The 24,364-nt window shown below is 69.4% G+C and carries 24 protein-coding genes; 16 read left to right on the top strand and 8 right to left on the bottom strand.

Annotated features, from left to right (window positions below; translation table 11 throughout):
* Positions 1-2 precede the first annotated feature (2 nt).
* Entirely contained in the window at positions 3-530 is a 528-nt protein-coding gene (locus AB0I34_RS07295; RefSeq protein WP_360440892.1) for a hypothetical protein, read from the bottom strand.
* A 214-nt stretch (positions 531-744) separates the two neighbouring features.
* Between AB0I34_RS07295 and AB0I34_RS07290 the strand changes: the two genes are divergently transcribed.
* The 5 genes from AB0I34_RS07290 (at position 745) to AB0I34_RS07270 (ending at position 4,934) form a co-directional block, all read left to right on the top strand.
* Positions 745-1,608: a serine/threonine-protein kinase gene (locus AB0I34_RS07290; protein ID WP_360440889.1), complete on the top strand. Its 864-nt coding sequence runs from the start codon at positions 745-747 to the stop codon at positions 1,606-1,608.
* Between the two features lie 24 nt (positions 1,609-1,632).
* Positions 1,633-2,286 (top strand): response regulator transcription factor, encoded by a 654-nt coding sequence (locus AB0I34_RS07285; RefSeq protein WP_360440886.1) that lies wholly within the window; start codon positions 1,633-1,635, stop codon positions 2,284-2,286.
* 150 nt (positions 2,287-2,436) lie between these two features.
* Positions 2,437-3,048, top strand: a complete 612-nt coding sequence (locus AB0I34_RS07280) for a signal peptidase II (protein WP_360440883.1) — start codon at positions 2,437-2,439, stop codon at positions 3,046-3,048.
* Between the two features lie 12 nt (positions 3,049-3,060).
* On the top strand, positions 3,061-3,441 hold the full coding sequence (locus AB0I34_RS07275; RefSeq protein ID WP_360440880.1) for a response regulator transcription factor: 381 nt from the start codon (positions 3,061-3,063) through the stop codon (positions 3,439-3,441).
* A complete protein-coding gene (locus tag AB0I34_RS07270) occupies positions 3,438-4,934 on the top strand; it encodes a CHASE3 domain-containing protein (RefSeq protein WP_360440877.1) in 1,497 nt (498 codons plus the stop codon). Before AB0I34_RS07275 ends, AB0I34_RS07270 begins: the two co-directional genes overlap by 4 nt.
* A 12-nt stretch (positions 4,935-4,946) precedes the next feature.
* Here the strand turns inward: AB0I34_RS07270 and AB0I34_RS07265 are convergent, their stop codons facing one another.
* From AB0I34_RS07265 to AB0I34_RS07255, 3 genes are read right to left on the bottom strand one after another with little or no spacing between them, the layout of a single operon-like run.
* Positions 4,947-6,224 carry an ABC transporter permease gene (locus AB0I34_RS07265; RefSeq protein WP_360440874.1) on the bottom strand — a complete coding sequence of 426 codons (1,278 nt, stop codon included), beginning with the start codon at positions 6,222-6,224 and terminating at the stop codon, positions 4,947-4,949.
* Entirely contained in the window at positions 6,221-7,006 is a 786-nt protein-coding gene (locus AB0I34_RS07260) for an ATP-binding cassette domain-containing protein (protein WP_360440871.1), read from the bottom strand. The genes AB0I34_RS07265 and AB0I34_RS07260 overlap by 4 nt, the downstream gene beginning before the upstream one ends.
* Positions 7,006-8,076 (bottom strand): substrate-binding domain-containing protein, encoded by a 1,071-nt coding sequence (locus AB0I34_RS07255; RefSeq protein ID WP_360440868.1) that lies wholly within the window; start codon positions 8,074-8,076, stop codon positions 7,006-7,008. The genes AB0I34_RS07260 and AB0I34_RS07255 overlap by 1 nt, the downstream gene beginning before the upstream one ends.
* Before the next feature lie 220 nt (positions 8,077-8,296).
* Between AB0I34_RS07255 and AB0I34_RS07250 the strand changes: the two genes are divergently transcribed.
* The 3 genes from AB0I34_RS07250 to AB0I34_RS07240 are packed head-to-tail and all read left to right on the top strand — an operon-like array spanning position 8,297 to position 10,043.
* Positions 8,297-9,034: a phosphoribosyltransferase family protein gene (locus AB0I34_RS07250; protein WP_360440866.1), complete on the top strand. Its 738-nt coding sequence runs from the start codon at positions 8,297-8,299 to the stop codon at positions 9,032-9,034.
* A gap of 50 nt (positions 9,035-9,084) precedes the next feature.
* Positions 9,085-9,522: a universal stress protein gene (locus AB0I34_RS07245; protein ID WP_360440863.1), complete on the top strand. Its 438-nt coding sequence runs from the start codon at positions 9,085-9,087 to the stop codon at positions 9,520-9,522.
* A gap of 32 nt (positions 9,523-9,554) precedes the next feature.
* Positions 9,555-10,043, top strand: coding sequence for a GNAT family N-acetyltransferase (locus AB0I34_RS07240; RefSeq protein ID WP_360440860.1), 489 nt, complete (start codon positions 9,555-9,557; stop codon positions 10,041-10,043).
* Here AB0I34_RS07240 and AB0I34_RS07235 read toward each other — a convergent pair.
* Entirely contained in the window at positions 9,967-11,346 is a 1,380-nt protein-coding gene (locus AB0I34_RS07235) for an MFS transporter (protein ID WP_360440857.1), read from the bottom strand. The two genes, AB0I34_RS07240 and AB0I34_RS07235, sit on opposite strands and share 77 nt — an antisense overlap.
* 77 nt (positions 11,347-11,423) lie before the next feature.
* Positions 11,424-12,491, bottom strand: a complete 1,068-nt coding sequence (locus AB0I34_RS07230; protein ID WP_360440854.1) for an alkene reductase — start codon at positions 12,489-12,491, stop codon at positions 11,424-11,426.
* A gap of 211 nt (positions 12,492-12,702) precedes the next feature.
* Between AB0I34_RS07230 and AB0I34_RS07225 the strand changes: the two genes are divergently transcribed.
* From AB0I34_RS07225 to AB0I34_RS07205, 5 genes are all read left to right on the top strand, one after another.
* Positions 12,703-13,173, top strand: a complete 471-nt coding sequence (locus tag AB0I34_RS07225; protein ID WP_360440851.1) for a MarR family transcriptional regulator — start codon at positions 12,703-12,705, stop codon at positions 13,171-13,173.
* A gap of 105 nt (positions 13,174-13,278) precedes the next feature.
* On the top strand, positions 13,279-14,160 hold the full coding sequence (locus tag AB0I34_RS07220) for a universal stress protein (protein ID WP_360440848.1): 882 nt from the start codon (positions 13,279-13,281) through the stop codon (positions 14,158-14,160).
* A 109-nt stretch (positions 14,161-14,269) separates the two neighbouring features.
* Entirely contained in the window at positions 14,270-16,996 is a 2,727-nt protein-coding gene (locus tag AB0I34_RS07215; protein ID WP_360440845.1) for an AAA family ATPase, read from the top strand.
* 57 nt (positions 16,997-17,053) lie between these two features.
* A complete protein-coding gene (locus tag AB0I34_RS07210) occupies positions 17,054-17,422 on the top strand; it encodes a VOC family protein (protein ID WP_360440842.1) in 369 nt (122 codons plus the stop codon).
* A 35-nt stretch (positions 17,423-17,457) separates the two neighbouring features.
* Positions 17,458-17,850, top strand: a complete 393-nt coding sequence (locus AB0I34_RS07205; RefSeq protein ID WP_360440839.1) for a VOC family protein — start codon at positions 17,458-17,460, stop codon at positions 17,848-17,850.
* A 9-nt stretch (positions 17,851-17,859) separates the two neighbouring features.
* Here the strand turns inward: AB0I34_RS07205 and ftsH are convergent, their stop codons facing one another.
* A complete protein-coding gene (ftsH, locus tag AB0I34_RS07200; protein WP_360440836.1) occupies positions 17,860-19,824 on the bottom strand; it encodes an ATP-dependent zinc metalloprotease FtsH in 1,965 nt (654 codons plus the stop codon).
* 148 nt (positions 19,825-19,972) lie between these two features.
* Between ftsH and AB0I34_RS07195 the strand changes: the two genes are divergently transcribed.
* Positions 19,973-21,292: an NAD(P)/FAD-dependent oxidoreductase gene (locus AB0I34_RS07195; RefSeq protein ID WP_360440833.1), complete on the top strand. Its 1,320-nt coding sequence runs from the start codon at positions 19,973-19,975 to the stop codon at positions 21,290-21,292.
* A 1-nt stretch (position 21,293) separates the two neighbouring features.
* On the opposite strand, the gene AB0I34_RS07190 is transcribed toward AB0I34_RS07195, so the two are convergent.
* Positions 21,294-22,781, bottom strand: coding sequence for a DHA2 family efflux MFS transporter permease subunit (locus tag AB0I34_RS07190; protein WP_360440830.1), 1,488 nt, complete (start codon positions 22,779-22,781; stop codon positions 21,294-21,296).
* Between the two features lie 146 nt (positions 22,782-22,927).
* Here AB0I34_RS07190 and AB0I34_RS07185 point away from each other — a divergent pair, with 146 nt between their 5' ends.
* Positions 22,928-23,608: a VOC family protein gene (locus AB0I34_RS07185; RefSeq protein ID WP_360440827.1), complete on the top strand. Its 681-nt coding sequence runs from the start codon at positions 22,928-22,930 to the stop codon at positions 23,606-23,608.
* Between the two features lie 101 nt (positions 23,609-23,709).
* Complete coding sequence (locus AB0I34_RS07180; RefSeq protein WP_360440824.1) at positions 23,710-24,159, top strand: DinB family protein; 450 nt, start codon at positions 23,710-23,712, stop codon at positions 24,157-24,159.
* The last annotated feature ends 205 nt before the right edge of the window (positions 24,160-24,364 follow it).

Here is a 24,364-nt window from a genome sequence, read left to right as displayed (position 1 = left end):
ACTCAGTAGCCGGCGTTCCCGCCCGACGAGGACGCCTGGGTGGTGATCTTCTGGCCGTTCGTGGCGTCCACCCACCAGGTGCCGTCCACGCCCTGGCCGTTCACGTCGCCGGCCTTGGAGTCGTTGGCGAAGTGGTAGAGCGGCCATCCGGCCAGCGTCACCTGCTTGGTGCCGTCGGTACGGGCCACCGTGCCCACCAGCGAGGGGTCGACCCCGCTGACCTGCGGCGTACCGGTGCCTGCGAGGAACGGTGGCCACAGCGCGGCGCAGCCGGTGTAGCAGTTGGACTTGGACGGCTTGGCGGTGTCCAGGTCGTACACGTACAGCGTGCGGCCGGTGCCGTCGACAACGATCTTCCCGAAGTTCCCGGCGGTGGCCGTGGACACCTTCGCCGGAGCGTTGGAGGCCGGCGCCGACGCGGCGGGCGTGCTCTGCGGCGCGGGCGAACCGGCACTCGAGCCATTGCTGCAGGCTGCCAGGGTGGACAGCCCGAGCACCGCCGTACCGGCGAAGAGGGCAATGCGCTTCATTTCAGGTTTCTCCTTGCGCTGTTGATCATTCGACACTCCTCACACGGTCGGATCGAACGGACGGGTTCAGAGCGCGGAGCAGGTCTGCGGCTGGCACCCAGCACGCCTTCCTGCTAGCAGGTAGATGGGATGCCCGCAGGCCCTGACGACTCGGACGCCGGGTTCCCAGCAGGCTGGAACGGTCGGAACACCGCCAGATCCGAAGGGTCAGCCCATGAACGCCGTCGCGGACCTCGCCGAAGTCGTCACGGAGTCCGTGACCGCACCGTCGGGACGGCTCGTCGCAGGGCGGTACCGGCTCCGGTCACTGCTGGGACGCGGGGCCATGGGACGGGTCTGGCTGGCCGAGGACGAGCTGTTGTGCCGGCCGGTCGCACTCAAGCAGCACCTGGCGAACGACACCGGTTCGGTGGAAGCGGCCAGGGCAGCGCGGGCCCGGTCGCTCAACGAGGCGCGGACCGCTGCCCGGGTCAGTCATGACGGAGTGGTCAGGATCCTCGATCTCGTCCGCGAAGGCAGCCTCCCCTGGATCGTGATGGAGCCGCTGTCCGGACAGACTCTGGCTCAGGTGATCGCGACCGAAGGACCACTGCCGATCGACCGGGTGATCCGCCTCGCGCTGCGCCTGCTCGACGTACTGCGAAGTGTCCATGCGGCCGGCATCGTTCACCGCGACGTCAAACCGGGCAACGTGCAACTGTGTGCCGACGGCCGGGTGGTGCTGACCGACTTCGGCGTCGCCTGCATGCGCGACGAGGACTTCGACTACCCGCAGGGTTTGGTCGCCGGCAGTCCGGCGTTCATGTCCCCGGAGCAGCTCCGAGGCGACGAGCCCGCACCCCCGTCCGACCTGTTCTCACTCGGCGCGACGCTGTACGCCGCCGTCGAGGGCAGAACGCCGTTCGACCAGGGCGGTCTGTGGGCGACGCTGACCGCGGTTGCCGAGAATCCGCCCGGCCCCTGGCTGCGGGCCGGCCGGCTGCGCCCCGTCATCGCCGGCATGCTGGCCAAGGACCCGGCCGAACGTCTCACTACCGGCGCTGCCCGGGCTGCCCTCCTCGACCTCGCGCTAATCTGAGTCCAGGCGGCGTAGGGAGTGGAGATGAGCCGGACCCGAGTGGCGATCGCGGATGACGACGTCCTGCTCCGGGAAGGGCTCGCGAGCCTGCTGGAGCGCTCGGGATTCGAGGTCGTCGGCCAGGCCGGCAACGGCCCGGGACTGCTGGCGCTCGTCCGGCAACACCTCCCGGAGCTGGTGATCATCGACATCCGGATGCCACCTGGCCACTCGACCGAGGGTCTGGAGGTGGCGCAGGCCATCCGGCAGGAGCGCCCTCAGACCGCCATCCTGCTGCTCTCGGCCCATGTCGAGGTCGAGCACGCGATGCAGATCCTCGGCAGTGGACAAGGAGTCGGCTACCTCCTCAAGAGCCGCGTCACGGACGTGGACGAGTTCGTCGAGACGCTGGAAAGGGTCGCCCGGGGTGGCTCCGTGGTGGACCCGGCGCTGGTGAAGGAGCTCGTCGACTCTCGCCACCGGCAGGACCCGCTCGCGGTGCTCACCGAGCGCGAACGCGAAGTACTGGCGCTGGTGGCCGAGGGCCGGTCGAACGCCGGTGTCGCCCGGCAGCTGTGGGTCACCGAAGGCACCGTGGAGAAGCACGTCCGCAGCATCCTCACCAAGCTCCAGCTGCCCGAGGCCGATGACGACCACCGCCGTGTCCTGGCGGTGCTCACCTACCTCGAGGGCCGCTGACCCCAGACAGCGCCCGGCGCAAGATTGCAGGCAGCCGGTAGGTGGGTCGGCCGCTGGCGCTGAGGTCCGATCCTCGCTCGCTTGGAAGGGTTGAAGTACGGCCAGAACGCGCGTGACCAGCGCGGACGCCGTTCACCCCCGAGGAGCGTCATGTCGAACGTCCGCCTGGCCACTACGACGACCGCGGCCGCCGAAGCCGGACAGCGGTTCCGCGTTCTCGTCCTGCTGGCCCTGGTCGTCCTGCTCGACCAGACGACCAAGCGCTGGGCCTGGCAGCACGTCGACGGCTCGATCATCAATCGGGGCAGCGACATGCTCGCCGGCCCGCGGATCGGCCACTGGTACGCCGACCCGTCCACGGGCGCGCTCCTGGACCTCGCTGGTCTCGGCTTGCTGATCACGGCGTACGCCGTACTGGTACGGCGCCGGCGCTCGACGATCATCCTCGTCTCCGCAGCCCTGGCGATCGGCGGATGGGGCAGCAACCAGCTCGACCGGGTCGGCCTGCACTCCTGGACCGCTCCGGGCAGCGTCCGCGGCGCGGTCGACTTCATTGCTCTCAGCCACTACCGCGTCAACCTCGCGGACGTCGTCATCACCGCCGCGACACTCGTCCTCGGAGCCTCGCTAAGCCACCGATCCGGTACCGCGATCTACCGTCGCCTCCGGGGGCGCCGCAAGACGTCGGTCCAGCCACGGACCGTGACCGGATCGATGTCCAGAGGTGCAGCTAGCCGGAATGCCACCGGTCTACTTCGCTGAAATGGTGGAACCATGGTTCGCTGCATCATCGTCGACGACAGCGCGCGCTTCCTCGAGGCCGCGCGGGCGGTGCTGGAGTACGACGGCATCCAGGTGGTGGGGACCGCCTCGACCAGCGCGGACGCACTCGAGCTGGTGGCGCGGCTGCGGCCCGACGTGACGCTGGTCGACATCGACCTCGGTGCCGAGAGCGGACTGCGACTGGCCGCCCGGTTGGCGGAGCAGGCCAACGGGTCGCCGGGACCGTTGATCATGATCTCCGCGCACTCCGAGGAGGACTACGCTGACCTGATCGCGGCGAGCCCGGCGATCGGGTTCCTGTCGAAGACGGCATTGTCCGGTGCCGCCGTCCGCGAGACGCTCGGCGATGCCGGAGGGCCCTCGAGACGGTGAGCACCGCGAGGCCCCGGGAGCACGGCGACCACCCGGAGGGGCTGATGAAGGGTCTCGGCCTGAGTGTCCGGATCATCACCGCCAGCGTTCTGCTCGCCGTGATCATCGCCGCCGCCTTCGCCGTACTGCTCTCCTCGGTGACCGAACTGCGCAGCCTGGAGCGACGGGCGCAACAGTCCGAGGACGTGCTGGTCGCCGCGAACCGGCTGGAGCGGCTCATCGTCGAGATGGAGGACGGCCAGCGCGGGTTCCTGCTGACCGGATCCGAGCAGTTCCTGCAGCCGTGGGTGGAAGGCCGCGCGCAGTTCGCGCAGCAGGCCGCCGGCCTGGAGAACCTCGTCGCCGACAACGCCGAACAGCACCAGCGGGCCGAGGCCCTCACCCGAGCCGGGACGTCGTACCTGAACGACTACTCCGTACCGCTCGTCGCCGCCGCCCGGCGGGATCGGGCGGCGATCGACGTCCTGCCGGCGACCACAGAGGGCAGGCAACGGGTCGACGCGATGCGGGCGCAGTTCGATCAACTGCTGGACGCCGAGAAGCAACTGGCGATGACGCGCCAGGACAGTGCGCGCAACGCGGCCGGCCGCGCGATGTTCGCCGCAGCCGCGGGCCTGACCGGATCGGTCCTGCTGGTGGCGCTGTTCACCTGGTATCTGAACCGGAGCATCCTTCACCCGGTACGCCGTACCGCCGCCATGGCCGAGCGACTCGCGGCCGGTGATCTCGGAGCCAGAGTGTCCGACCACGGTGTCGGCGAGATGGGCGTGCTGCAGCGGACCTTCAACGCCATGGCCGCGGCCGTGGAGCAGGCACAGCGGGATCTGGCCGGTTCGCGCGCACGCATCGTCGCGGCTGCCGATCGCGCCCGTCAGCGGATCGAACGCGACCTGCACGACGGCACGCAGCAGCGCCTGGTGGCGCTGGCGCTCCAGCTCCGGGCGGGCGAGGCGGCGGTGCCGCCCGACCACCCGGAAGTCCGCGCCCAGCTCGCCAACGCCGCCCGCGAGCTCACCAACGCGACTGACGAACTGCGGGAGCTGTCCCGGGGAATCCACCCGGCGATCCTGACCGAGGGCGGCCTCGGTCCGGCCCTCAAGGCGCTCGCTCGCCGCAGCCCCGTGCCGTCCGAGCTCACAGTGGACATCCCGGCCAGGCTCCCTGAGGCGGTGGAGGTCTGCGCGTACTACGTGGCGTCGGAAGCGCTGGCCAACACGGTCAAACACGCCGACGCGTCGGCGCTGTGGATCGACGCCCGGGTCAGCGAGGGTCGCCTGCACCTGTCGGTCCGCGACGACGGCACCGGTGGTGCGATGCCTGATCAGGGAACGGGGCTGATCGGGCTGGCCGACCGGGTCGAGGCACTAGGTGGCACGATCTCGGTGGACAGCCCGGCCGGTGTGGGTACCACGCTGCTGGTGGACCTTCCGCTCGAATCCGGCACCGAGACTCAGCCGAGCTGGTCGCGTCCCGACAGCCGAATCCGCCCATGATCCTGTCCCTGCTCAGCTAGCCCGCGACCGGCGTACGACCGCGTCGAATCCGGCGGCGAGCAGCAGTACGGCGCCCGTGACGATCCACTCGTAGCCGGCGGAGTTCGCGCCCTGGATGAGGTCGCTCATGCCGTTGATGATGACCGCGACGACCAGTCCGCCGAGGACCGCGTCGATGACCCGGCCGTGCCCACCGAACAGCGACGTACCGCCGATGACCGCGGCACCGACGGCCAGCAACAGGGTGTTGCCGGCGCCGGCGTTCGACTGGACCGACTGCAGCAGCGAGGCCGCGACGACCCCGGAGACGGCCGCCATGCCGGAACAGATGGCGAACACCGAGATCCGGATCCGGGACACCACGATGCCCGCGCGCCGCGACGCCTCCTCATTGCCGCCGACGGCGTACAGATGCCGGCCGTACGGCGTACGACTGAGGATGAAGTGCCAGCCGGCGAACAGGATCACCAGCAGGACGACGACCCACGGCATGCCCTGCGCCTTGTTGCTGAAGAAGGCGTTGGCGGACAGGTTGCGGTTGATCCCCATCTCGTACGTGAACGCCGCACCCAGCGCGGCCAGGACGACCACCTTCGCCGCGATCACGGTGAACGGCGGCCGGGACAGCCCCGAGCGTTCGCGTCCGAGTGCGTCGTTGACCTTGACAGCGGCGTACCCGATCACGAACAACGCCCAGAGGATCCAGCCCAGCCACAACGGCACGAAGCTGTTCTCCAGCTTGATGATCGGCGAGTCGGCGGGCAGCGTCACCGCCCCCTGGCCGCCGATCAGAATCAGCGTGACGCCCTGGAACGCCAGGAACGTCGCCAGCGTGATGACGAACGACGGTACGCCGACCCGGGCGCGCAGCCAGCCGATCCCGAGACCGATGAGGACGCCCGCGCCCAGCCCGATCAGGAGTCCGAGCCACCAGGGCGCACCGTGCCGGATCATCAGTACGGCCATGATCGCCGAACACAGTCCGCCGGTCGTGCCGGCGGACAGGTCGATCTCGCCGAGCAGCAGGACGAAGACCAGGCCCATCGCCATCACGATGATCGGCGCTGCCTGGATCACCAATGCTTCGATGTTGTAGGCACTTAGGAAGCCCTGGTGCACCACGGCGAACACGACGGTGATCACAATCAGGCCGACCATCGCAGGGATGGAGCCCAACTCGCCCCCGCGGACTCGGCCGAGATAGTCGCGGATGTACGCACTCAATGCGCCGAGTCCCTCGACCGGCTCCGCGCTGTCCGGCTTGATGAGGTGATCTGTCTGGGCGCTCATATCGCCGCTCCGGTCGACTCTTCGCGGGACAGTCCCAGGTCGCCGGAACGGCCGGCGGTGATCAGCTCGACCACCTGCGTCTGGGTCACGTCCTCGCGCCTGACCTGCGCCGCCATCCGGCCCAGGAAGAGGACGCCGATCGAGTCGGCGACCTCCATCACGTCGTTCATGTTGTGCGACACCAGAATCACTGCCACGCCCTGCTCGGCGAGCCGGCGGACCAGGCCGAGCACCTGCTCGGTCTGCGCGACGCCGAGCGCCGCCGTCGGCTCGTCCAGGATGACGATCTTCGACTGCCAGAGCACCGACTTGGCGATCGCCACCGTCTGCCGTTGGCCGCCGGACAGGCTCGCCACCCGCTGCCGTACCGACCGGACGGTCCGTACCGACAACGAGTTCAACGCCTGTCGCGCCAGCTTCTCCATCGAGTTCTCGTCAAGCGTGTGCAGGCCGGTGACCTTCTCGCGGCCGAGGAACATGTTCTGGACGATGTCGAGGTTGTCGGCCAGCGCCAGGTCCTGGTACACGATCTCGACGCCGAACTGCGCGGCGTCCCGCGGGCCGGTGACGACCTGCGGCGTACCGTCGAAGATCAGTTCTCCCGCGTCGATGCGATGGATGCCACCGATGCACTTGATCAGGGTCGACTTGCCCGCGCCGTTGTCGCCGACAAGGGCGGTCACCTCACCGCTGAGCGCGGTGAGGTTGACCGATGACAACACGTGGACCGGACCGAACGACTTGTCGACGCCACGCAGTTCCAAGGTGGGTACGCCGGCCATCAGGGGGTCTTGATGCCGTTGGCCGCGCACAGCTGGACCAGCGCGGGGGTGGGGCAGACGGCCGCGGCCGTCACGTAGCCGTCGGTCACCGGCTTGGCCACGTTCGCCTTGGTGATGACGGTCGGGTCGGCCAGGTACGCCGGGACGGCGCGACCGCTCGTCGGGTCCTTGACCGTGGCCGGCGCGGTCGGCTTCTGGCCGGCCAGGATCTGACCCGCCAGCTTGATCGCCACGTCCGCCTCACCGGCGACGGGCTTGTAGATCGTGAAGGCCTGCGTTCCCGCCATCACGTTGTCGAGACCGCCGGCGGTGGAGTCCTGCCCGGACACCGCGACCTTGCCGGCGAGGCCCTGGGACTTCAGCACGTTGATGACCGACTGCGCCATGGTGTCGTTGGCAACCATGACCGCGTTGATGTCGGGGTGCTGGCCGAGCATCGTGGTGAACACGGTCTGCGCAGTGGCGGCATCCCAGTTACCAGTCTGGTCGGCGAGCTTCTTCCAGCCCGGCTGCTTCGACAGGACCGAGTTGTAGCCCTGCGCGAACTGCGTGGCGTTGTTGTCGGTCGGCGCACCGTCGATCTCGACGTAGTTGACCGCGCTCTTGTCCTTGACCTGCGGGGCCTGGGTCAGCGCCGTGCCCTGGTCCTCGCCGACCTTCACGTTGTCGTAGGAAACGTAGTACGACGCTGTGCCACCGGCGGTGAGCCGGTCGTAGTCGATCGTGACGACGTTGTGCTGCTGGGCGAGGGCCTCGATCGCCTTGCCGGAGCCCGAGTCCAGGTTCACGACCAGGAGGACGCCGACGCCGGCGTTGATCAGAGCCTGCGCCTGCGACTGCTGCGTGGTCGCGCTGCCGTTGGCGTTGTCGATGAAACAGGTGAGCTTGTTGGCCGCACACTGCGCCTTCAGCTCGTTCGGGTCCGCCGAGACCCAGCGCGGCGAGGACGCCGTGTCGGGCAGCAGGATGCCGACCTTCGTGTTCGCGGGCGGGGCACCGCCGGCCGAGGAGGTCTTGTTGTTTCCACAGGCGACCAGCCCGGCCGTCATCGCGGTTGCGACTCCGGTCACGGCCACGACGGTGCGGAGTGTTCTACGCATGTCCCAGGGAGCCTTCATACTGGCAACACTCCGCCCGGGCGCCCGACACATCATCCCGGCAAGCGCCCTACCTACCTTCCAGCTAGCCGCACTCCCCGTGCTCCGGCTAACTGCAACAAGACCAGTCCCCGGGTGGTCACCAGGGACTACCACAGGGGCGACGGGACGGCAGCCGCGCGATGTTCTTGTCATGACTACTTCGCAGCTCACCGCAGCACCCTTGGCGAACACGCACCGTGTGCAACTCCGTGACCTGGCGGACGCCGCTCGGCTGACTGCCGCCGTACCGACCGACCTCATCAGCCGGCTCGCGGCCGCGCCCGGCCTGGTCCGCCCAGGCATCGCGCACTGGGACATGAAGACCCGGCTCCCCCTGCACCCGCTGTCCATCGAGAACGCGTACGGCGACCCGCGGTTGCTGCGCGATCTCGCCGTGCCCGGTGCGACCTACGCCCACCAGCTGAACGTGGACGTCGTCGTCGGTGCCGAGACCGGCGGCATCCCGCTTGCGGCCGCCGTCGCGCTCGCCGCCGATCTGCCGTTCGCGTTCGTCCGCAAGCCCGGCTACGTCGGGCACGAAGACAACGAGCCACGTGTCCGCGGCGCCTCCGTCGCCGGCAAGCGCGTCCTGCTCGTCGACGACGCCATCTCCCAGGGCACCGCCCTGGAAGCCTTCGCCAACCAGCTACGACTCGAGGGCGCGATCCTCGTCGGCGCTTTCACCCTGGTCGACATGCGCGACGTCGCCGACTCCGTGACACCGACCGCGCTGACTCTCCCGATCGCCTCCGTCGCGACGTACCTCCAGGTCCTCGACAGCGCCACCGACCTCGGCATCCTCGAGCCGGCCATTCACGACCTCGCCGTCGACGCCCTCATCAACCACTGGCCCGACCAAGACCCCCGCTGGTCCCTGCTCGCCGCATGACCCCGGCCGCCCTTGCCGGCAGCAACTGTCAGAGTCGGTACGGTATGGGGATGTTCGAGCTCGGCACCGATGGTCCTCGGTCGATCCTGGTCGGAGTCGACGGGACGGAGACGTCTCTGCGGGCCGGGTCGTACGCCGCCGGGCTGGCCAGGCGCCAAGGCGCGCAGGTGATCGTCCTCTTCGTCCACGTCCCGGCCGGAGGCGGCCTGCTGAACCCGCAGCTGATGGAACTGCAGCGCCAATCCCAGGTCAGCGTCGTCGACGAACTGCGGGAAGAGGCGCACCGCAACGCGGCAGCCCTCGGCCTGCACATCACCTTCCACGAACGCCACGGCAACCCTTACCTCGAACTCGTCCGCCTCGCCGACGAACTCCGCGTCGACGCAGTAGTCGTAGGCGCCTCCATGCAAGCCGGCCACCGCCTCATCGGATCCCTGGCCACCCGTCTCGTCCGAGACGCCCGCTGGCCCGTAACCGTCGTCCCGTAAAGCCGAGCTCCCCGCGAGTCTTAGGGTGAAGCATGGTGCAAGAGGCTGACGGGTATCGGCTCCGGCCGGCGACCGGAGAAGACGACGCCTTTGTCTATGAGTTGCACCGGGCGGCCATGGGTGAGGTCGTCGAGGCTACGTGGGGGCCTTGGGACGAGACGGTGCAGCGCGGGTTTCATGAGCGGTCGTTCGCGCCTGATCGGCTGCGGATCGTACTGGTCGACGAGGTGGCGGCCGGTGTCGTCGACGCCGGGTTCGGCGCGCCGACCGTCTTCTACGTCGGGCGGATCGAGATTCTGCCGCGGTTCCAGGGCGCCGGGCTCGGGTCGCGGATTCTGCGGGACCTGCTCGCGGCGGCTCGGGGGCGCGGAGCCGCCGCGGCAGAACTCCATGTTCTGAAGGCGAATCGGGCCAGAGCTCTCTATGAGCGGCTCGGATTCGTCGTCATCGCGGATGAGGATCCGAAGCTCCGGATGCGACTGGAGTTGTTTGACGCTGGTGACGCGGCAGCAGGGTGCTGACCACCGCGATGGCCGCGCCGAGCGCGGCGGCGACGAGGAAGACCAGGTCATAACCGTCAACGAGGGACGCCGGCCTGCCGGCGGCGGTCGTGAGCGCCGCAAGACCAATCGATCCACCCACCTGACTGGCGGTGTTGGCCAGGCCGCCGACGATCCCGGCGTCGCTCTCAGGCACGTCAGCGGTCACCGTGGCCATCAGTGTCGGGAAGGTCAGCCCGATGCCGGCCGCGACGAGCAGCGTCGGCCAGAGGATGCCCGTGAGATAGCCGGTGCCGGCACCCGCCTGCGCAAGCCACCCGAACCCGGCCAGAAAGAACGCGCTGCCGGCCAGGATCAAGCGGCGTACGCCGGTCCGCGGCAACAGAGCCGAAGCCAGTCGCGCGACCACGACGAACGTGACGGCCGCCGGCGTTTGGCCGAGGCCGGACCGCAGTGCGCTGTAGCCGAGGACGTTCTGCAGGAACAGCGATGTGAAGTACCACATCGCGATCGCGATCCCGCCGAACAGCAACAGCATGCCGTTGCCGACAGCAACCTTCCGGAGACGGAACACCCGGAGCGGCATCATCGGCCGGGCAGCGACGCGCGCCTCCACCAGCGTGAAGACAGCGAGTAGCAGCAGACCTACCACGATCGGTACGACGACCGGCACCGACGTCCAGCCATGATCGGTGCTCTGCATGACGCCGTAGATGAGAGCGGCCAGCCCCGCCGTGCCAGTGACGGCGCCGGTGAGGTCGAGCGATTCCCGTCGGCCGGCGCGTACGCCGGCGAGCGACGTCATCGCCACGACGATCAGCACCGCGCCGATCGGGACGTTGATCAGGAAGACCCATCGCCACGACAGGCCGGTCGTCAGCGCGCCGCCCGCGACCGCGCCCGCCATCCCACCCACACCACCAGACGCCGACCATGCGCCGAACGCTCGCGCACGTGCGTGTTCCTCGGTGAAGTGAGTGTTGATCACGGCCAGCGTCGCCGGCGCGAGCATGGCGGCTCCCATGCCCTGCACAATGCGGGCCGCGACGAGGACCGCAGGATCAGCGGCCAGACCGCCGACCAGGCTTGCTGCGGAGAACAGCAACAACCCGGCTGCCAGCATCCGCCGGTGGCCGAACAGGTCGGCGGCGCGGCCGCCGAGCAGCATGAAGCCGGCGAACGTCAGCAGGTAGCCGTTCACGACCCAGGCCAGGCCGGTGGAGCTGAAGCCGAGGTCTCGTTGGATCGAGGGCAGGGCGACGTTCACGATGGACGCGTCGAGGATCACCATGAACTGGCTGGCACACGCCAGCGCCAGGATCATCCACGCGGATCTCCTGACTGCGGGCTGCATTTCTACTGCGGGTTGCATATCGAGACCTTCCCGGGTGTTGGTATCAGTCAGGCGAGCGTTGGGTAGTCGGTGTAGCCGCGGTGGTCGCCGCCGTAGAACGTGGTCTGGTCCGGCGTGTTGTAGGGGCCGCCGGCCGCGAGGCGGTCGGGCAGATCGGGGTTGGCCAGGAACAGCGCCCCGAAGGCGATCAGATCGGCGGTGCCGTCCTCGATCAGGTCAAGGGCGTCCGGACCGGTGAGCTCGGGAAAGGTCTGCGGGTTGAGGATGAACGTGCCGGCCCACTCCTTGCGCAGCCGGTAGGTCAGGTCGCGGTCCGGGCCTTCCATCAGATGCAGGTAGCTCAGCCCGAGCGGGGCCAGCCGTCCGAGCAGAGCGCCGTACGTCTCGTAGGGATCGACCTCGACGATGTCGTTGTTCGGCACGCCGGGTGAGATACGAAGCCCGACGTTCTCGGCGCCGACCGCGTCCGCGACCGCGGACGCCAGTTCCACAGGGAAGCGGATCCGTCGCTCGGCCACGCCACCCCAGCCATCGGTACGGCGGTTCGCGTTGGGTGCGAGGAACTGGTGGATCAGGTATCCGTTGCCGCCGTGCAGTTCGACACCGTCGAACCCGGCGGCCATCGCATTGCGGGCCGCCGCAACGAAATCGCCGATAGTGCGGGAGATGTCGGTCTCGGTCAGCTCCTTCGGCGTGACGAAGTCCTGGGGCCCTTCGTGGGTGAAGACCTGTCCGCGCGGGGCCGTTGCGGACGGGGCGACCGGGTGCAGGCCGTCCGGAAGCAGACTGGGGTGGCCGATGCGGCCGGTGTGCAGGAGTTGCGCGTAGATCACGCCGCCCGCGCGGTGCACGGCGTCTGTCACCGTTCGCCACGCTGCGACCTGCTCAGCGCTGTGCAGTCCCGGCGTATTCGGGTACCCCTGGCCGACCGGCGAAGGCTGGGTGCCCTCGGTGACGATCAGGCCGGCTCCCGCCCGTTGCGCGTAGTACTCCGCGGTCAGCGCTGTTGGACTCGCTCCGGGTCCGTACGCGCGACTGCGGGTCATCGGGGACATCACGATGCGGTTGGCCAGGCGCTTGCCACCCAGGTCGTACGGGTCGAAGGCCATCGACATGGTCGGACTCCCGTTCTCGAGGAGGTCGCCGCCCTCCGCGGCAACCAATACCTGTTCGAACAGGTAATCCGCTCAAGGCATTTCCGCCAACTCTGTGACCTGCATCACTTGATCGCGTGACTTCGCAGGCCAGAGCACCCCGATGGCCGCTCGAACGGCGTCCGGTACAGTGACAACTGATTGAACAGCTAAATGACCCGGTGAGAGGCCGATGAATCCTTCAGAGCAGACACCGCTGCCGTCGATGCCGGCCCAGCCGCTGACCAACGCGATCGTCCGAGTGGCACGGTTGCACCGGATGATCGCCGGGCACCTGCTACGTCCGCTCGGCCTGCGCCTCGGACAGGAACTGGTCATGATGCAACTGTGGGAGCGCGGCCCGCAGAGCCAGACGGAACTGGTCCGCGTCCTCGGCTCCGACTCCGCGACCATGACCCGCACGGTGCGACGGCTGGAGAACGCCGGCTTCGTGCGTATCCGGCCCAGCACCACCGACAAGCGCGCCACGATCGTCGAGGCCACCCCCGCGAGCCAGTCCGTACGGCGCGAGGTCGAGCGCATCTGGGCCCACCTGGAAGAGAGCGCCACCGGCGACCTCACCTCCGCCGAGCAAGCCGATGCGCTGGCACTCCTCCAACGCATCGAAGACAGCCTCACCCGCGCCGCCGCCCCACCCGCCTAGTGCCCCGCCAGACCAGGGACTCGGCCCGTGTCTTCCACTGGTGTGACCGGACGGCGGCGGCGCGACCTTGGAGGAGTACAGAGGCACGGTCTAGGAGGCAACCTCATGAAGCTCTTCCGCGGATGGCAAGGCGCCGAGGCGGCGGCTGACCGCGCCTCTGCGCCGGCCGGACCGGACAACGGCCCGGTCATCGCGCTGGTCGACGAGCACACCACCACCGACGTGGAGGCGCTGGAATGGGCCGCGGCCGAGGCGGCGGCACGGGGTTCAGAGTTGCGGATCGTGTACGCGTTCCGCTTTCCCCGTCTGCTCGACCCGGTCGGCAATCCGACCGTGGACCTGCAATCCCGTGAGTCGGCCGAGGACGTCGTCACAGTGGCCGTCCGCCGCGCCCGCCGGATCGCACCGGACCTGCCCATCAGGACCCACGTCTTCCCGGGCAGGCAAGTCACCGCCCTGGTCACCGAGGCACGCGAGGGCGACAGAGCACTCGTTGTCCTCGGCCATGGTCGCCGGTCCAGGCTCGAACGGACGCTGACGCGACGGTTGGCCCGCGGTACGACGGCCTCCCTCGCGGCGATCGGACTCTCGAAGCACGGCGCGGTCGGGCCGTCCGCGGGCCGGGTGGTCGTCGGTGTCGACGGCAACGGTGGTCCACCGGCAGTGCTCGGGTTCGCGTTCCGCGCCGCGCGGCGTCGGGGCACCGGCCTCACCGTCGTACACGCCGCCGCATCGAGCCGGCGCAGGTCAGTCGAAGACGCGGTGCAGATCTGGCGGATGGCCTATCCGGAGGTCGACGTGCAGTGGGACTTCACCCGTGGACCGATCGACAGTGCCGTCCTGGCCGAGTCACCGGCGGCCGCGCTGACAGTGCTCGGTGCGGACCGTCACGGTTGGCTCCGCCGGGTCGTGCGCGGCTCGGCGTCGTACAACGTCCTGCGGCTCGCCCGCGGTCCGGTCGTGATGGTCGGGACCGGAACCGTCTGAGCGCCACCGTTGCGCCGGATCGGTCCCGGATGCAAACCTGACCTCGTTGCGGCGCGCCGATCGATCCGGTCAGGGCCGGAGGCAGTCGCCTTGGAACGGCGGGGTGGGCATGGGAGATCGTGAACTGCGCGGCCGGCGACACGAGAACGCCGTACTCGACGGGCTCCTCACCGCTGCACGAACCGGTCAGAGCGGAGTCTTGGTCCTCTGTGGCGAGGCAGGCGTCGGCAAGTCGGCGTTGCTGGATTCGCTGGCGGCACGCAGCCAGTCCTACCGGGTCACGCGGGTCGTCGGGATCGAGTCCGAGATGGAGCTCGCCTTCGCCGGGCTGCACCAGCTCTGTCAGCCGTTCCTCGACCATCTCGACCGCCTGCCGCGTCCACAGCAAGACGCCCTGGGTACGGCATTCGGCCTGATGGGCGGCGCGGCTCCGGACCGGTTCCTGGTCGGCCTCGCCGTCCTCAACCTGCTGTCCGACGCGGCCGGGAAGCTGCCGGTCGTGTGCATCGTCGACGACGCACAGTGGCTCGACCGGGTGTCCGCCCAGGTCCTCGCCTTCGTCGCCCGACGGCTCGCGGCCGAGTCGGTGGTGATGATCTTCGGCGTCCGCCACGGCGAGGAGCACGAGCTGGCCGGATTGCCCGAGCTCGAGATCCGCGGCCTGGACGAGACGGACGCGCGGGCGTTGCTGGACTCGGTGCTGCCGGGGCCGGTCGACCCACGCATCCGGGACCGGATCGTGGCCGAGACGCGCGGCAACCCGCTGGCACTGCTCGAGTTGCCGCGGGCCTGGAGCGTCACCGAGCTCGCCGAGGGCGACTCCGTGGGGACGCTGTCCGGCCGGCTCGAGGAGGGCTTCGTACGACGGCTCGAAGTACTGCCGGCCGACACTCGCCTGCTCCTGCTGACCGCAGCGGCGGAACCGCTCGGCGACGCCACCCTGCTCTGGCAGGCGGCGGAACGACTCGGGCTGGGCGCGGACCCGGCAGCGGGCGCGATCGAGTCCGGACTGATCACCTTCGGCCAGCACATCCGGTTCCGGCATCCGCTCGTGCGCTCGGCGGCGTACCGGATGGCCTCACCTCGGGACCGGCAAGCCGTGCATCAGGCGCTGGCAGAGGTCACCGATCCCGAGACCTCACCGGACCGGCGCGCATGGCACCGCGCGCAGGCGACAGCCCTGCCGGACGAGGAAGTCGCGGCAGAGCTCGAGAGCTCGGCACGGAGAGCGCAGAGCTGCGGTGGATTGATCGCGGCCGCCGACTTCCTGGAACGCTCCACGGAGCTCACTCCTGAGCCCACCCGCCGAGCCGAGCGGGCGCTGGCCGCGGCAACAGCGAAGCGCGGGTCCGGCGCACTGGATGCGGCGCTGGAACTGCTCAACGGAGCGACCGCCGGCCCGCGGGACGAGCGCCGGTCGGCCGAGGTCGAGCGGCTCCGCGGCCAAATCGCCTTCGACCAGGGCCACGCCCGAGACGCTGCCCGTCAGCTGCTCAGCGCGGCCCAGCATCTCGATCCGCACGACCCTGACCGGGCGCGGATGACCTACCTGGAAGCGATGTCGGCCGCGATCTGGGCGAGTGGACCGGGCGCTCCGGGCATCCTGGCCAAGGCTGCGGCCGCGGCTCCTCCCCCGGTCGGTTCGGACCCACCGGCGGACCTGCTGCTCCAGGCCTTGGCACTGCGCTTGAGCCGGGGGTACACGGCCGCCGCGCCCCACCTGACCAAGGCACTCGACCAGACGCGCCAAGCCGTGATCGGCGCGGAGGACGTCAGCAGTTGGCTCTGGCTCGCCGGGAACCGCGCGGCCGGCATGGTCGCGATCGAGGTGTGGGACTTCGACACCGCGCACGAACTCGCCCTCCGCCAGGACCGGATGGCCCGGGAGACAGGGGCGCTGGTGCAACTGCAGTTCGCCCTCAACTTCCGCGCCAACCTGTTGTGCCTCACCGGCGACCTGTCCGCGGTGGCCGGCCTGGTCGAGGAGGACCGCCAGCTCGCCGCGGCCACCGGCAACCCGCAGATCCGGTACGGCGGCGTGCTGCTCGAGGCCTTCCGGGGCAACGAGGTGACGGCGACCGGGATGATCGAGACGACCATCCGCGCTGAGACCGAGCAGGTCCAGGGCCGGATGGCAGCCTTCGCGACGCTCGCGAACGCCGTCCTGCACAACGGCCTCGGCCGCTACGAGACTGCCCGGGACGCGGCGCTGCAGGTCTTCGAGCAGGACGTCGTCGGGTACGGCGTACTCGTCGTGGGCGAACTGGCCGAGGCGGCGTCCCGGACCGGCGACACGAAACTCGTCGAGTCGGCACTCGCCTGGCTGACCGAGCGCACCACGGCGACTCCGACGGAGTGGGGTCTCGGCATGCAGGCCCGGGTCGAGGCCTTGCTCGGCGCGGACGAGGACGCCTACCGCAGCTCGATCGAGCACCTGAGCCGGACCAGGATCGCCGTCGAGGTGGCCCGTTCCCATCTCCTGTACGGCGAATGGCTGCGACGCGAGGGCCGGCGGATGGATGCCCGCGATCACTTGCGGACGGCCCACGACCAGCTGACCGCGATGGGGGTCGAGGCCTTCGCCGAGCGCGCTCGCCACGAACTGCTCGCCACCGGGGAGACGGTCCGCAAGCGCTCACCGGAGACGCTCAACGACCTCACCGCGCAGGAGGCGCAGATCGCCGGGCTGGCCCGGGACGGCATGACCAACCCCGAGATCGCGGCGCAGCTGTTCATCAGTCCCCGGACCGTGGAGTGGCACCTGCGCAAGACGTTCTCCAAGCTCGGCATCACCTCTCGCCGGCAGCTGCGCACCGCGTTGGCCCGCCCCGCCTGACCGAGACCAGTGTGTTCCACGGGGGCGAAGGCACCCTGCGGAGCCGACAGTCGAAGTGTGGACAACAAGCTCGAACCCGTCGTCGTACCCGTGTCCGATGTTGACCGGTGCCGGCACTTCTACCGTGCGCTCGGATTCCGGCTGGATCTCGACCAGACGGACGGCAACGGCCGCCGGGTCGTCCAGCTCACGCATCCGGGCTCGCAGTCCTCGATCGTCCTCGGCACCGGCACAAACTCGGCCCCACCAGGGTCGGCGCGAACCGTACTGAGGGTGCCCGATCTCGAGGCGGCCCGCGCCGAGCTGCTCGCTCGCGGCGCGGCACCCGGTCCGGTCTCCTGCTGCCAGGACGGATCCGACTACCTGACCTTCCGCGATCCCGACGGCAACCAGTGGATGCTGGTGGGCGACGTACCGGCGCGCTGAGGCTTACGGTGGCATCACCCTGAAAGGGGGTGGGGATGCCTGCACTCGAAGCGTTCTCGCATGTTTCGCTGACCGTGACCGATCCGGAGCGGAGCGCCGAGTTCTACAACCGCGTGCTCGGCACCGAAACCGTGTTCTCGGCCGGCGCCGACACCGGCCGGCTCGTCATCGTCGCCCGCCCCGGCGTGATGATCGCGCTGCGGGATCATCCCGAAGGCGCGAGCGAGAGCTTCGATCCGGTCCACGTCGGGCTGGATCATCTCGCGTTCCAGGTTCCGTCGCAGGCGGAGCTGGAGTCCTGGCACCGCAGCCTCGAGGCGCAAGGGGTGAGCTGCTCGACCATCGAGGCCAGTCCGTTCGGCCTGCATCTGAACCTCAAGGATCCCGACAAGATCGCCATCGAGCTGTTCGTCTCGCAGCCGTCCTGAGCCCAGGCGTCAGGCCCGGGCGTCGTGCGGGATGCCTGCCGCGGCGTACGCGTCGGCCTCGTCGAGGGTCTCGTGCCGGAGCAGTTGCTCGGCGATGCCCTCGAGCCGATCACGGTTGTCGCGCAGCAGCCGCCTGGCCTCCTGGTAGCACTCGTCGATCAGACGTCGTACCTCTTCGTCGACGGTGTTCAGCAGCGACTCGGACGCGACGGCCCGCGGGTCGCCATCGACCGGGAGCACCGACACCGGTCCGACGGCTGCCGACATACCCCACCGGCCGACCATCGAACGGGCGATCTGGGTGGCACTCTCCAGATCGCTCTCGGCGCCGGTCGTCACCACGCCGAGGATCTCCTGCTCGGCCGCCATCCCGCCGAGGGCTCCGATGATGCGACCGCGCAGGTACTCCGCGTCGTAGCCGTACCGATCCATGTTCGGGGTCGACAGCGTCACCCCGAGCGCGCGGCCGCGGGGAATGATCGACACCTTGCGGACCGGGTCCGCGCCGACCTGGATCATGCCGAGCAGCGCGTGTCCGCCCTCGTGGTACGCCGTACGGCGTCGCTCCTCCTCCGGCATCACGACGTTGCGAGCGGTACCCAGCTGGATCTTCTCCAGCGCATCGGTCAGGTCGCGGCGGCCGATTTCCGACCGGTCATCGCGGGCAGTAGCCAGAGCGGCCTCGTTCAACAGGTTGGCCAGGTCGGCCCCGGTCATTCCCGGAGTCGACTTGGACACCGCAGTGAAGTCGACGTCCGCGGCGAACGGCTTGCCCCGTGCGTGCACCCGCAGAATCGCCTCGCGGCCCTTCTGGTCCGGGGCATGGACGGTGATCGTCCGGTCGAATCGCCCCGCTCGCAGCAGCGCCGCATCCAGTACGTCGGCCCGGTTCGTGGCCGCCAGCACCACCACACCCTCGGTCCCGGAGAAGCCGTCCATCTCGGTGAGGATCTGGTTCAGTGTCTGCTCGCCCTCGTCGTGACCACCGAACGAGCGCGCGCCGCCGCGGGCCCGGCCGATCGTGTCGATCTCGTCGATGAAGATGATCGCCGGCGCGACCTTCCGGGCCTCGCTGAACAACTGGCGGACCCGGCTCGCCCCGACCCCGACGATCGCTTCGATGAACTCCGAGGCGGCGGCCGAGAAGAACGGCACCCGAGCCTCGCCCGCGGTGGCCCGAGCGAGCAGTGTCTTCCCTGTCCCCGGTGCGCCCGAGAGCAGCACACCCTTGGGCGCCCGGGCACCGAGCCTGCGATACTTGTCCGGGTCCTTCAGGTAGTCGACGATCTCGGAGATCTCGTCCTCGACCTCGTCGATCCCGGCGACGTCGGCGAAGGTGGTCCGCACGGTCTGCGGGTCGACCGGCTTCTTCTGCCCACCACCGAGCAGACCGCTCAACCCTCCGCCGGCCGCGCGTTGCTGACGCCGGAACAGCCAGATGTAGAACCCGACCAGGAGCAGGATCGGAGCGAACGAGATCAGGAGGTTCCACAGCGCTCCGCGCTGCTGGACCACCGGGGTGGCCTTCACCGTGGTGCCGGCCTTCTGCAGGGCGCCGTACAGATCGTCGTTGGCGAACGTCGGCCGCTCGGTGGTGAACTTCGTGTACTTCGAGTCGCTCTTGCCCGGCACCGGGGCCTCGTTCTTGAGTTGGCCCTGGATCGTGTCGCCCCGGGCGAAGATCTCGGAGACGTTGCCCTTCTGCACCTGCGCGGAGAACTCCGTGTAGGAGACCGTCTCCGCGCTGCCCGACATCTGGTCCTGCATCGTGGTCAGCAGGAACAGCACCAGGTAGCCGCCGGCGATCAACGCCACCCACCGCAGCCAGCGCGGCCGCCGCGGCTTGTCCCCCCGCTTGCCCGGCGGGAGCCCCTCGGTGCGCCAGGGCTGGTCCGCGGGTCGCTGCGAACCGTTGGATCGACCGTCCTGATCCGACGGGGGCTGCTCACGCGGTCGCTTGTCCTGGTCGCTCATGGTCGGCTCCGTTGTCTCGGCTTGCCTCCATCATCGGGCCGGGCAACCCCCATCGCGCTAGTGCAGGTCCAGGGACTCTCCCTGGTGCGACCCGGCCGTCCGGCGAGCGAGCGTGGAGGACAGCACCTGTCGAGGGAGGAACCGAACTATGACAACCGAGTACGACGTGATCGTCGTGGGCGGCGGATCACCGGGCGAACACACCGCCGGTGCCCTGGCCGAGGGCGGCCTGCGGGTCGCCGTCGTCGAACGTGAACTGGTCGGCGGTGAGTGCTCCTACTACGCCTGCATCCCGTCCAAGTCGCTGCTCCGTCCGGGCGAGGCCGTGCAGGGCGCGCGGGACGCCGGCGCCACCGCGCAGGTGGATGTCGAGGCGGTGTTCGGCTGGCGCGACTTCATGGTGTCGGACTACTCCGACGCCGGTCAGGAGCAGTGGCTGGCCAAGAACGGTATCGACCTGCTCCGCGGCTCCGGCCGCCTTGCGGGACCAGGTGTCGTCGAGGTTGACGGCGTACGCCACACGGCCGGCAACGTCGTACTCGCCAACGGCGCGGATGCGGTGATCCCACCGATCCCAGGACTTCGTGAACTCGACGGTGTCTGGACGAGCCGCGAGGCAACCAGCATGAAGGCGGTCCCCCGCCACCTGCTCATCATCGGTGGCGGCCCGGTCGGTACTGAGATGGGTCAGGTCGTACGACGCCTCGGCGGCGGAGTGACGCTGATCGACCAGAGCCGGCACCTGCTGTACCGGGAGCCTGTGGCGCTGGGCGAGGCGCTCGGCGAGTCACTCCGCCGCGAGGGGATCGACCTCGCCCTCGGGGTCGAGATCACCGGTGCCCGGCGCGACGGCGACGACTACGTGCTGAGTCTCAGTGACGGCCGGGAGTTGCGCGGCGACAAGCTCCTTGTGGCCACGGGCCGTCGCCCGCGTGTGGAAGGGATCGGACTGGAGACGTTCGGCATCACACCCGACCGACGCGGTGTTCCGGTCGACGCCCGGCTTCGCGCCGGTGAGCGGCTGTGGGCTGTCGGCGACATCACCGGCCTTTGGCCGCTGACCCACGTCGGCAAGTACCAGGGCGAGGTCGTTGCCGCCAACATCCTCGGCGAGCCACGCGAGGCGAACTACGACGCGGTCCCCCGGGTCGTCTACACCGACCCACAGGCCGCATCGGTCGGAGCGATCGAGGCGCCGTACAGCGGGACGGCCGCACTCTCCGGCGTCGCCAAGACAGCCACCTACACCCACGCGTACGCCGAGTCGAACGGCTTCCTCACCTTGCTCAGCGACGGGGAGAAGCTGACCGGCGCGTACGCCCTCGGCCCCGAGGCCGGCGAGTGGCTGCAACAGGCTGCTCTCGCGATCCGGGCCGCCGTACCCCTCGATGTACTGCGCGACGTGATCCAGCCCTTCCCGACCTTCTCCGAGATCTACGTCGAAGCCCTCAAGGCCTTGCGGGTATAACTCACCGTTCGTTGGCTGCGCCTACCGTCGCCTCGGTGGTGACGGCGAGGGCGCAGCCGTGGTGCGGGGCCGGCGGAGCGAGGCGGGGAGCAGTGGCCCGTTCGTTCGACACGAAGATGGCGACCAGTACGGCGGCGAACGCGCAGACACCGGCGAGGACGAGCATCGCCGGGCGGTAGCCATCGGTGAGAGAGTCGGCGAGGCTGCTGCCCGCCGTCGCACCGATCAGGAGCGGCACGAGGGCGATCATGGCCAGTGCGCCGACCCGGGCGGCCGCGTCGTTGATCGCGGAGGCTTCGCCGAGATCGGCATCGCTGACGGCCGCGAGAACCGCCGCCGTCAGAGGCGCGACCATCACGCCCTGGCCGACGCCCAGCACCAGCGCGGCAGGAAGGATCGTGCCGACATAGCTGGAACCGGGAGCCGCTTGGGCCAGCAAGACGTTCGCGCCCGCGATGATGAGGATCCCCGCGAACATCAACCACCGCGGCCCGAGACGAGACACGAGCGCACCGCTGAACGGCGACAGGAGCAGGAAAACGATCGACGCCGGGATCAGCGCTGCCCCCGCCTGCGCGGCCGTGTATCCGAGGCTGAGTTGGCAGTTCACCACGAACAGGTAGCCGCCGGCGGCCAGAGCGCCGTACACGAGGACGGTGACGACGTTGATCGCGTCGAACTGACGCGACTCGAACAGCGAGAGCCGCAGCAGTGGCGCGCGCCGGCGGTTCTCGACCGGCAGCAACGCGATCAGCGCCAGGGCGCCGATCACACCCGGGACCAGCACGCGCGCGCTCGACCAACCTGCACTGGGCCCCTCCGTCAACGCGTAGATGAGGCCGCCCAGCCCGACGACTCCGAGCACCGCACCGATCACGTCGACCGACAGCGCCGGCCGCTCACGGGTCGTCTCGGGCACGTGCCGCAGTACGGCGAACACGGCCACGAACAGCGGCAGTGGGAGCAGGAACACCCAGCGCCATGAGGCGTTGTCGATCAGCCAACCGCCGCCGTACGGACCGATGGTGCTCAGGGCTGTGGACAGGCCCGCCCAGATCCCGATGCCCTTCGCGCGATCCGCGACGCGCAGCGTGCCGTTCAGCAAGGCCAGGCTGATCGGTACGACGAGTGCGGCGCCGATGCCCTGGACAGCCCGGGCACCGATCAGCCACCCGATCGATTGAGCAGCGGCGCAGAGGAACGACGCCCCGAGCATGACCAGCAGGCCGACCACGAGCACGCGTCGCCGGCCGAACCGATCGGCCAGTGCACCGGCGAGGAGCAGCAGCGACGCGACAGCCAGGAGATAGGCCGTCAGTGTCCACTGCACCGATGCGACACCAGCGCCGAAGTGCTTGCCGATCGCCGGCACTGCGACGTTCACGACATACGCGTCGTACCACGCGATCCCCGACGCGAGCACGGTCGCCGCGACAATCGCGACCCCGGCCCGGCTGCGCAGTGGGACGAGGAGATCGGGTGTAGGCATGGTCGGCTCCCGGGGTGGCGGCGGTGTTCACGTCCGACCTTCCTCCACGTCGCACGTAGGTCGCACCAGTGAGTCACCCTGGTGCGACGGAATCGTCGCGGCGCGAGGATCGTTTGTACCCGCAGACACACATCCAGGAGGCACAGATGAGCACCACCCAGGACTCGACCGGAGTTGCGAGCGCCAACGGGCGCCCCGGGAAGGTTCCTTTCAAGTTCGAGGCCACCGTCATCCCGGTGACCGACGTCGACGCCGCGAAGGCGTTCTATGCGAACCTCGGCTGGCGCGAAGACGCGGACTTCGCGTTCGACAACGGCTTCCGGGTCGTCCAGTTCACCCCGCCGGGGTCGCCGGCCTCGGTCCAGTTCGGCGCCGGCATCACCTCGGCCACGCCGGGTTCGGCCCAGGGTCTGTACCTGATCGTGTCCGACATCCAGGCGGCTCGTGACGAGCTCGCCGGCCACGGTGTCGAGGTGAGCGAGGTGTTCCACCCCGGCGCGCCGGGCGCCCAGTTCCACACCGACGGCAGCGATCGCGTCGGCGGGCGGGCGGAGGAAGGCGCCAGCTACAGCTCGTTCGCGACGTTCAGCGACCCGGACGGCAACGGCTGGCTGCTGCAGGAGATCACCAGCCGGCTCCCCGGCCGGATCGAGTCCGACGAGACGTCGTTCGCGTCCGTCGACGACCTGCGCGAGGCGCTGCTCCGGGCGGCCACGGCCCACGGCGAGCACGAGAAGCGCAACGGCGGCGAGTTCGACGTGAACTGGCCGGCCTGGTACGCCGAGTACATGGTCGCCGAGCAGTCCGGCGCCGAGCTCCCGGAATGAAGCACAGGAGACGACAGAGCACGCTGGTGTCCTGAGTCGGAGGTTCGACCCAGGACACCAGGTCGTCTCCTGGGTGTTCGCCCCGCCGTTATGCTCCCGGCATGACTGGCGAGCTCCAGCAGTTGTGCGCGGTGCTCGATGGGTTGCGGGCCGGCGTACTGAAGAAGCTGGCCGGGCTCAGTGAGGCGGACGCGCGGCGCACTACGGTCGATTCCGGCACCAACATCGCCGGCCTGATCCAGCACCTGACCTTCGTCGAATCGCTGTGGTTCGAGGAGGTCGTGGCCGGACGTAAGCCGACCCGCGGGAAGCGGTCGATGCAGGTCGACCCCACGGTCTCGCTGAAGAACCTTCGCGCCGACTATCGCGCTGCCTGCGAGACCAGCAACGAGATCATCGCCGCGATCGGCGACGCGGACGCACCGGTGACCCGCAACGGCAAGACCCACGACCTGCGCTGGGCGATCCTGGCCGTCATCGGCGAGACCTCCCGGCACGCCGGCCACGCCGACATCATCCGCGAACAGCTCGACGGCACCACCGGTCGCTGACTCCCGGTCCATGGTCTGACTCCGAGGTCCGGCGTTCGGTAATCGGGGCGCCGTTGCTTTCCGTGGCCGGCGACCACACAGTTGAAAGATGGACAGGTCCGAAGAGGATCGCGCTCACCTCCAGGCCGGCCTTGGCCAGCGCCTTGCGCGCGGCCGGTGCCGGTCCGGTCAGCATGATGGTCGGGTCGGCGCCACTGACGCCGGT

Source organism: Kribbella sp. NPDC050281, assembly GCF_040655855.1.
Taxonomy (GTDB): domain Bacteria; phylum Actinomycetota; class Actinomycetes; order Propionibacteriales; family Kribbellaceae; genus Kribbella.
This window is presented reverse-complemented; position numbering and strand designations above follow the sequence as displayed.

What these genes read in the sequence shown, in the direction of transcription:
- AB0I34_RS07275 (WP_360440880.1), top strand. Translation starts at nt 3,061, where the DNA reads ATGGTTCGCTGCATCATCGTCGACGACAGCGCGCGCTTCCTCGAGGCC.
- AB0I34_RS07230 (WP_360440854.1), bottom strand. Translation starts at nt 12,491, where the DNA reads ATGTCGATGGCCTTCGACCCGTACGACCTGGGTGGCAAGCGCCTGGCC.
- AB0I34_RS07225 (WP_360440851.1), top strand. Translation starts at nt 12,703, where the DNA reads ATGAATCCTTCAGAGCAGACACCGCTGCCGTCGATGCCGGCCCAGCCG.
- AB0I34_RS07240 (WP_360440860.1), top strand. Translation starts at nt 9,555, where the DNA reads ATGGTGCAAGAGGCTGACGGGTATCGGCTCCGGCCGGCGACCGGAGAA.
- AB0I34_RS07215 (WP_360440845.1), top strand. Translation starts at nt 14,270, where the DNA reads ATGGGAGATCGTGAACTGCGCGGCCGGCGACACGAGAACGCCGTACTC.
- AB0I34_RS07235 (WP_360440857.1), bottom strand. Translation starts at nt 11,346, where the DNA reads ATGATCCTGGCGCTGGCGTGTGCCAGCCAGTTCATGGTGATCCTCGAC.
- AB0I34_RS07205 (WP_360440839.1), top strand. Translation starts at nt 17,458, where the DNA reads ATGCCTGCACTCGAAGCGTTCTCGCATGTTTCGCTGACCGTGACCGAT.
- AB0I34_RS07280 (WP_360440883.1), top strand. Translation starts at nt 2,437, where the DNA reads ATGTCGAACGTCCGCCTGGCCACTACGACGACCGCGGCCGCCGAAGCC.
- AB0I34_RS07180 (WP_360440824.1), top strand. Translation starts at nt 23,710, where the DNA reads ATGACTGGCGAGCTCCAGCAGTTGTGCGCGGTGCTCGATGGGTTGCGG.
- AB0I34_RS07285 (WP_360440886.1), top strand. Translation starts at nt 1,633, where the DNA reads ATGAGCCGGACCCGAGTGGCGATCGCGGATGACGACGTCCTGCTCCGG.
- AB0I34_RS07220 (WP_360440848.1), top strand. Translation starts at nt 13,279, where the DNA reads ATGAAGCTCTTCCGCGGATGGCAAGGCGCCGAGGCGGCGGCTGACCGC.
- AB0I34_RS07190 (WP_360440830.1), bottom strand. Translation starts at nt 22,781, where the DNA reads ATGCCTACACCCGATCTCCTCGTCCCACTGCGCAGCCGGGCCGGGGTC.
- AB0I34_RS07185 (WP_360440827.1), top strand. Translation starts at nt 22,928, where the DNA reads ATGAGCACCACCCAGGACTCGACCGGAGTTGCGAGCGCCAACGGGCGC.
- AB0I34_RS07250 (WP_360440866.1), top strand. Translation starts at nt 8,297, where the DNA reads ATGACTACTTCGCAGCTCACCGCAGCACCCTTGGCGAACACGCACCGT.
- AB0I34_RS07290 (WP_360440889.1), top strand. Translation starts at nt 745, where the DNA reads ATGAACGCCGTCGCGGACCTCGCCGAAGTCGTCACGGAGTCCGTGACC.
- ftsH (WP_360440836.1), bottom strand. Translation starts at nt 19,824, where the DNA reads ATGAGCGACCAGGACAAGCGACCGCGTGAGCAGCCCCCGTCGGATCAG.
- AB0I34_RS07260 (WP_360440871.1), bottom strand. Translation starts at nt 7,006, where the DNA reads ATGGCCGGCGTACCCACCTTGGAACTGCGTGGCGTCGACAAGTCGTTC.
- AB0I34_RS07265 (WP_360440874.1), bottom strand. Translation starts at nt 6,224, where the DNA reads ATGAGCGCCCAGACAGATCACCTCATCAAGCCGGACAGCGCGGAGCCG.
- AB0I34_RS07195 (WP_360440833.1), top strand. Translation starts at nt 19,973, where the DNA reads ATGACAACCGAGTACGACGTGATCGTCGTGGGCGGCGGATCACCGGGC.
- AB0I34_RS07295 (WP_360440892.1), bottom strand. Translation starts at nt 530, where the DNA reads ATGAAGCGCATTGCCCTCTTCGCCGGTACGGCGGTGCTCGGGCTGTCC.
- AB0I34_RS07245 (WP_360440863.1), top strand. Translation starts at nt 9,085, where the DNA reads ATGTTCGAGCTCGGCACCGATGGTCCTCGGTCGATCCTGGTCGGAGTC.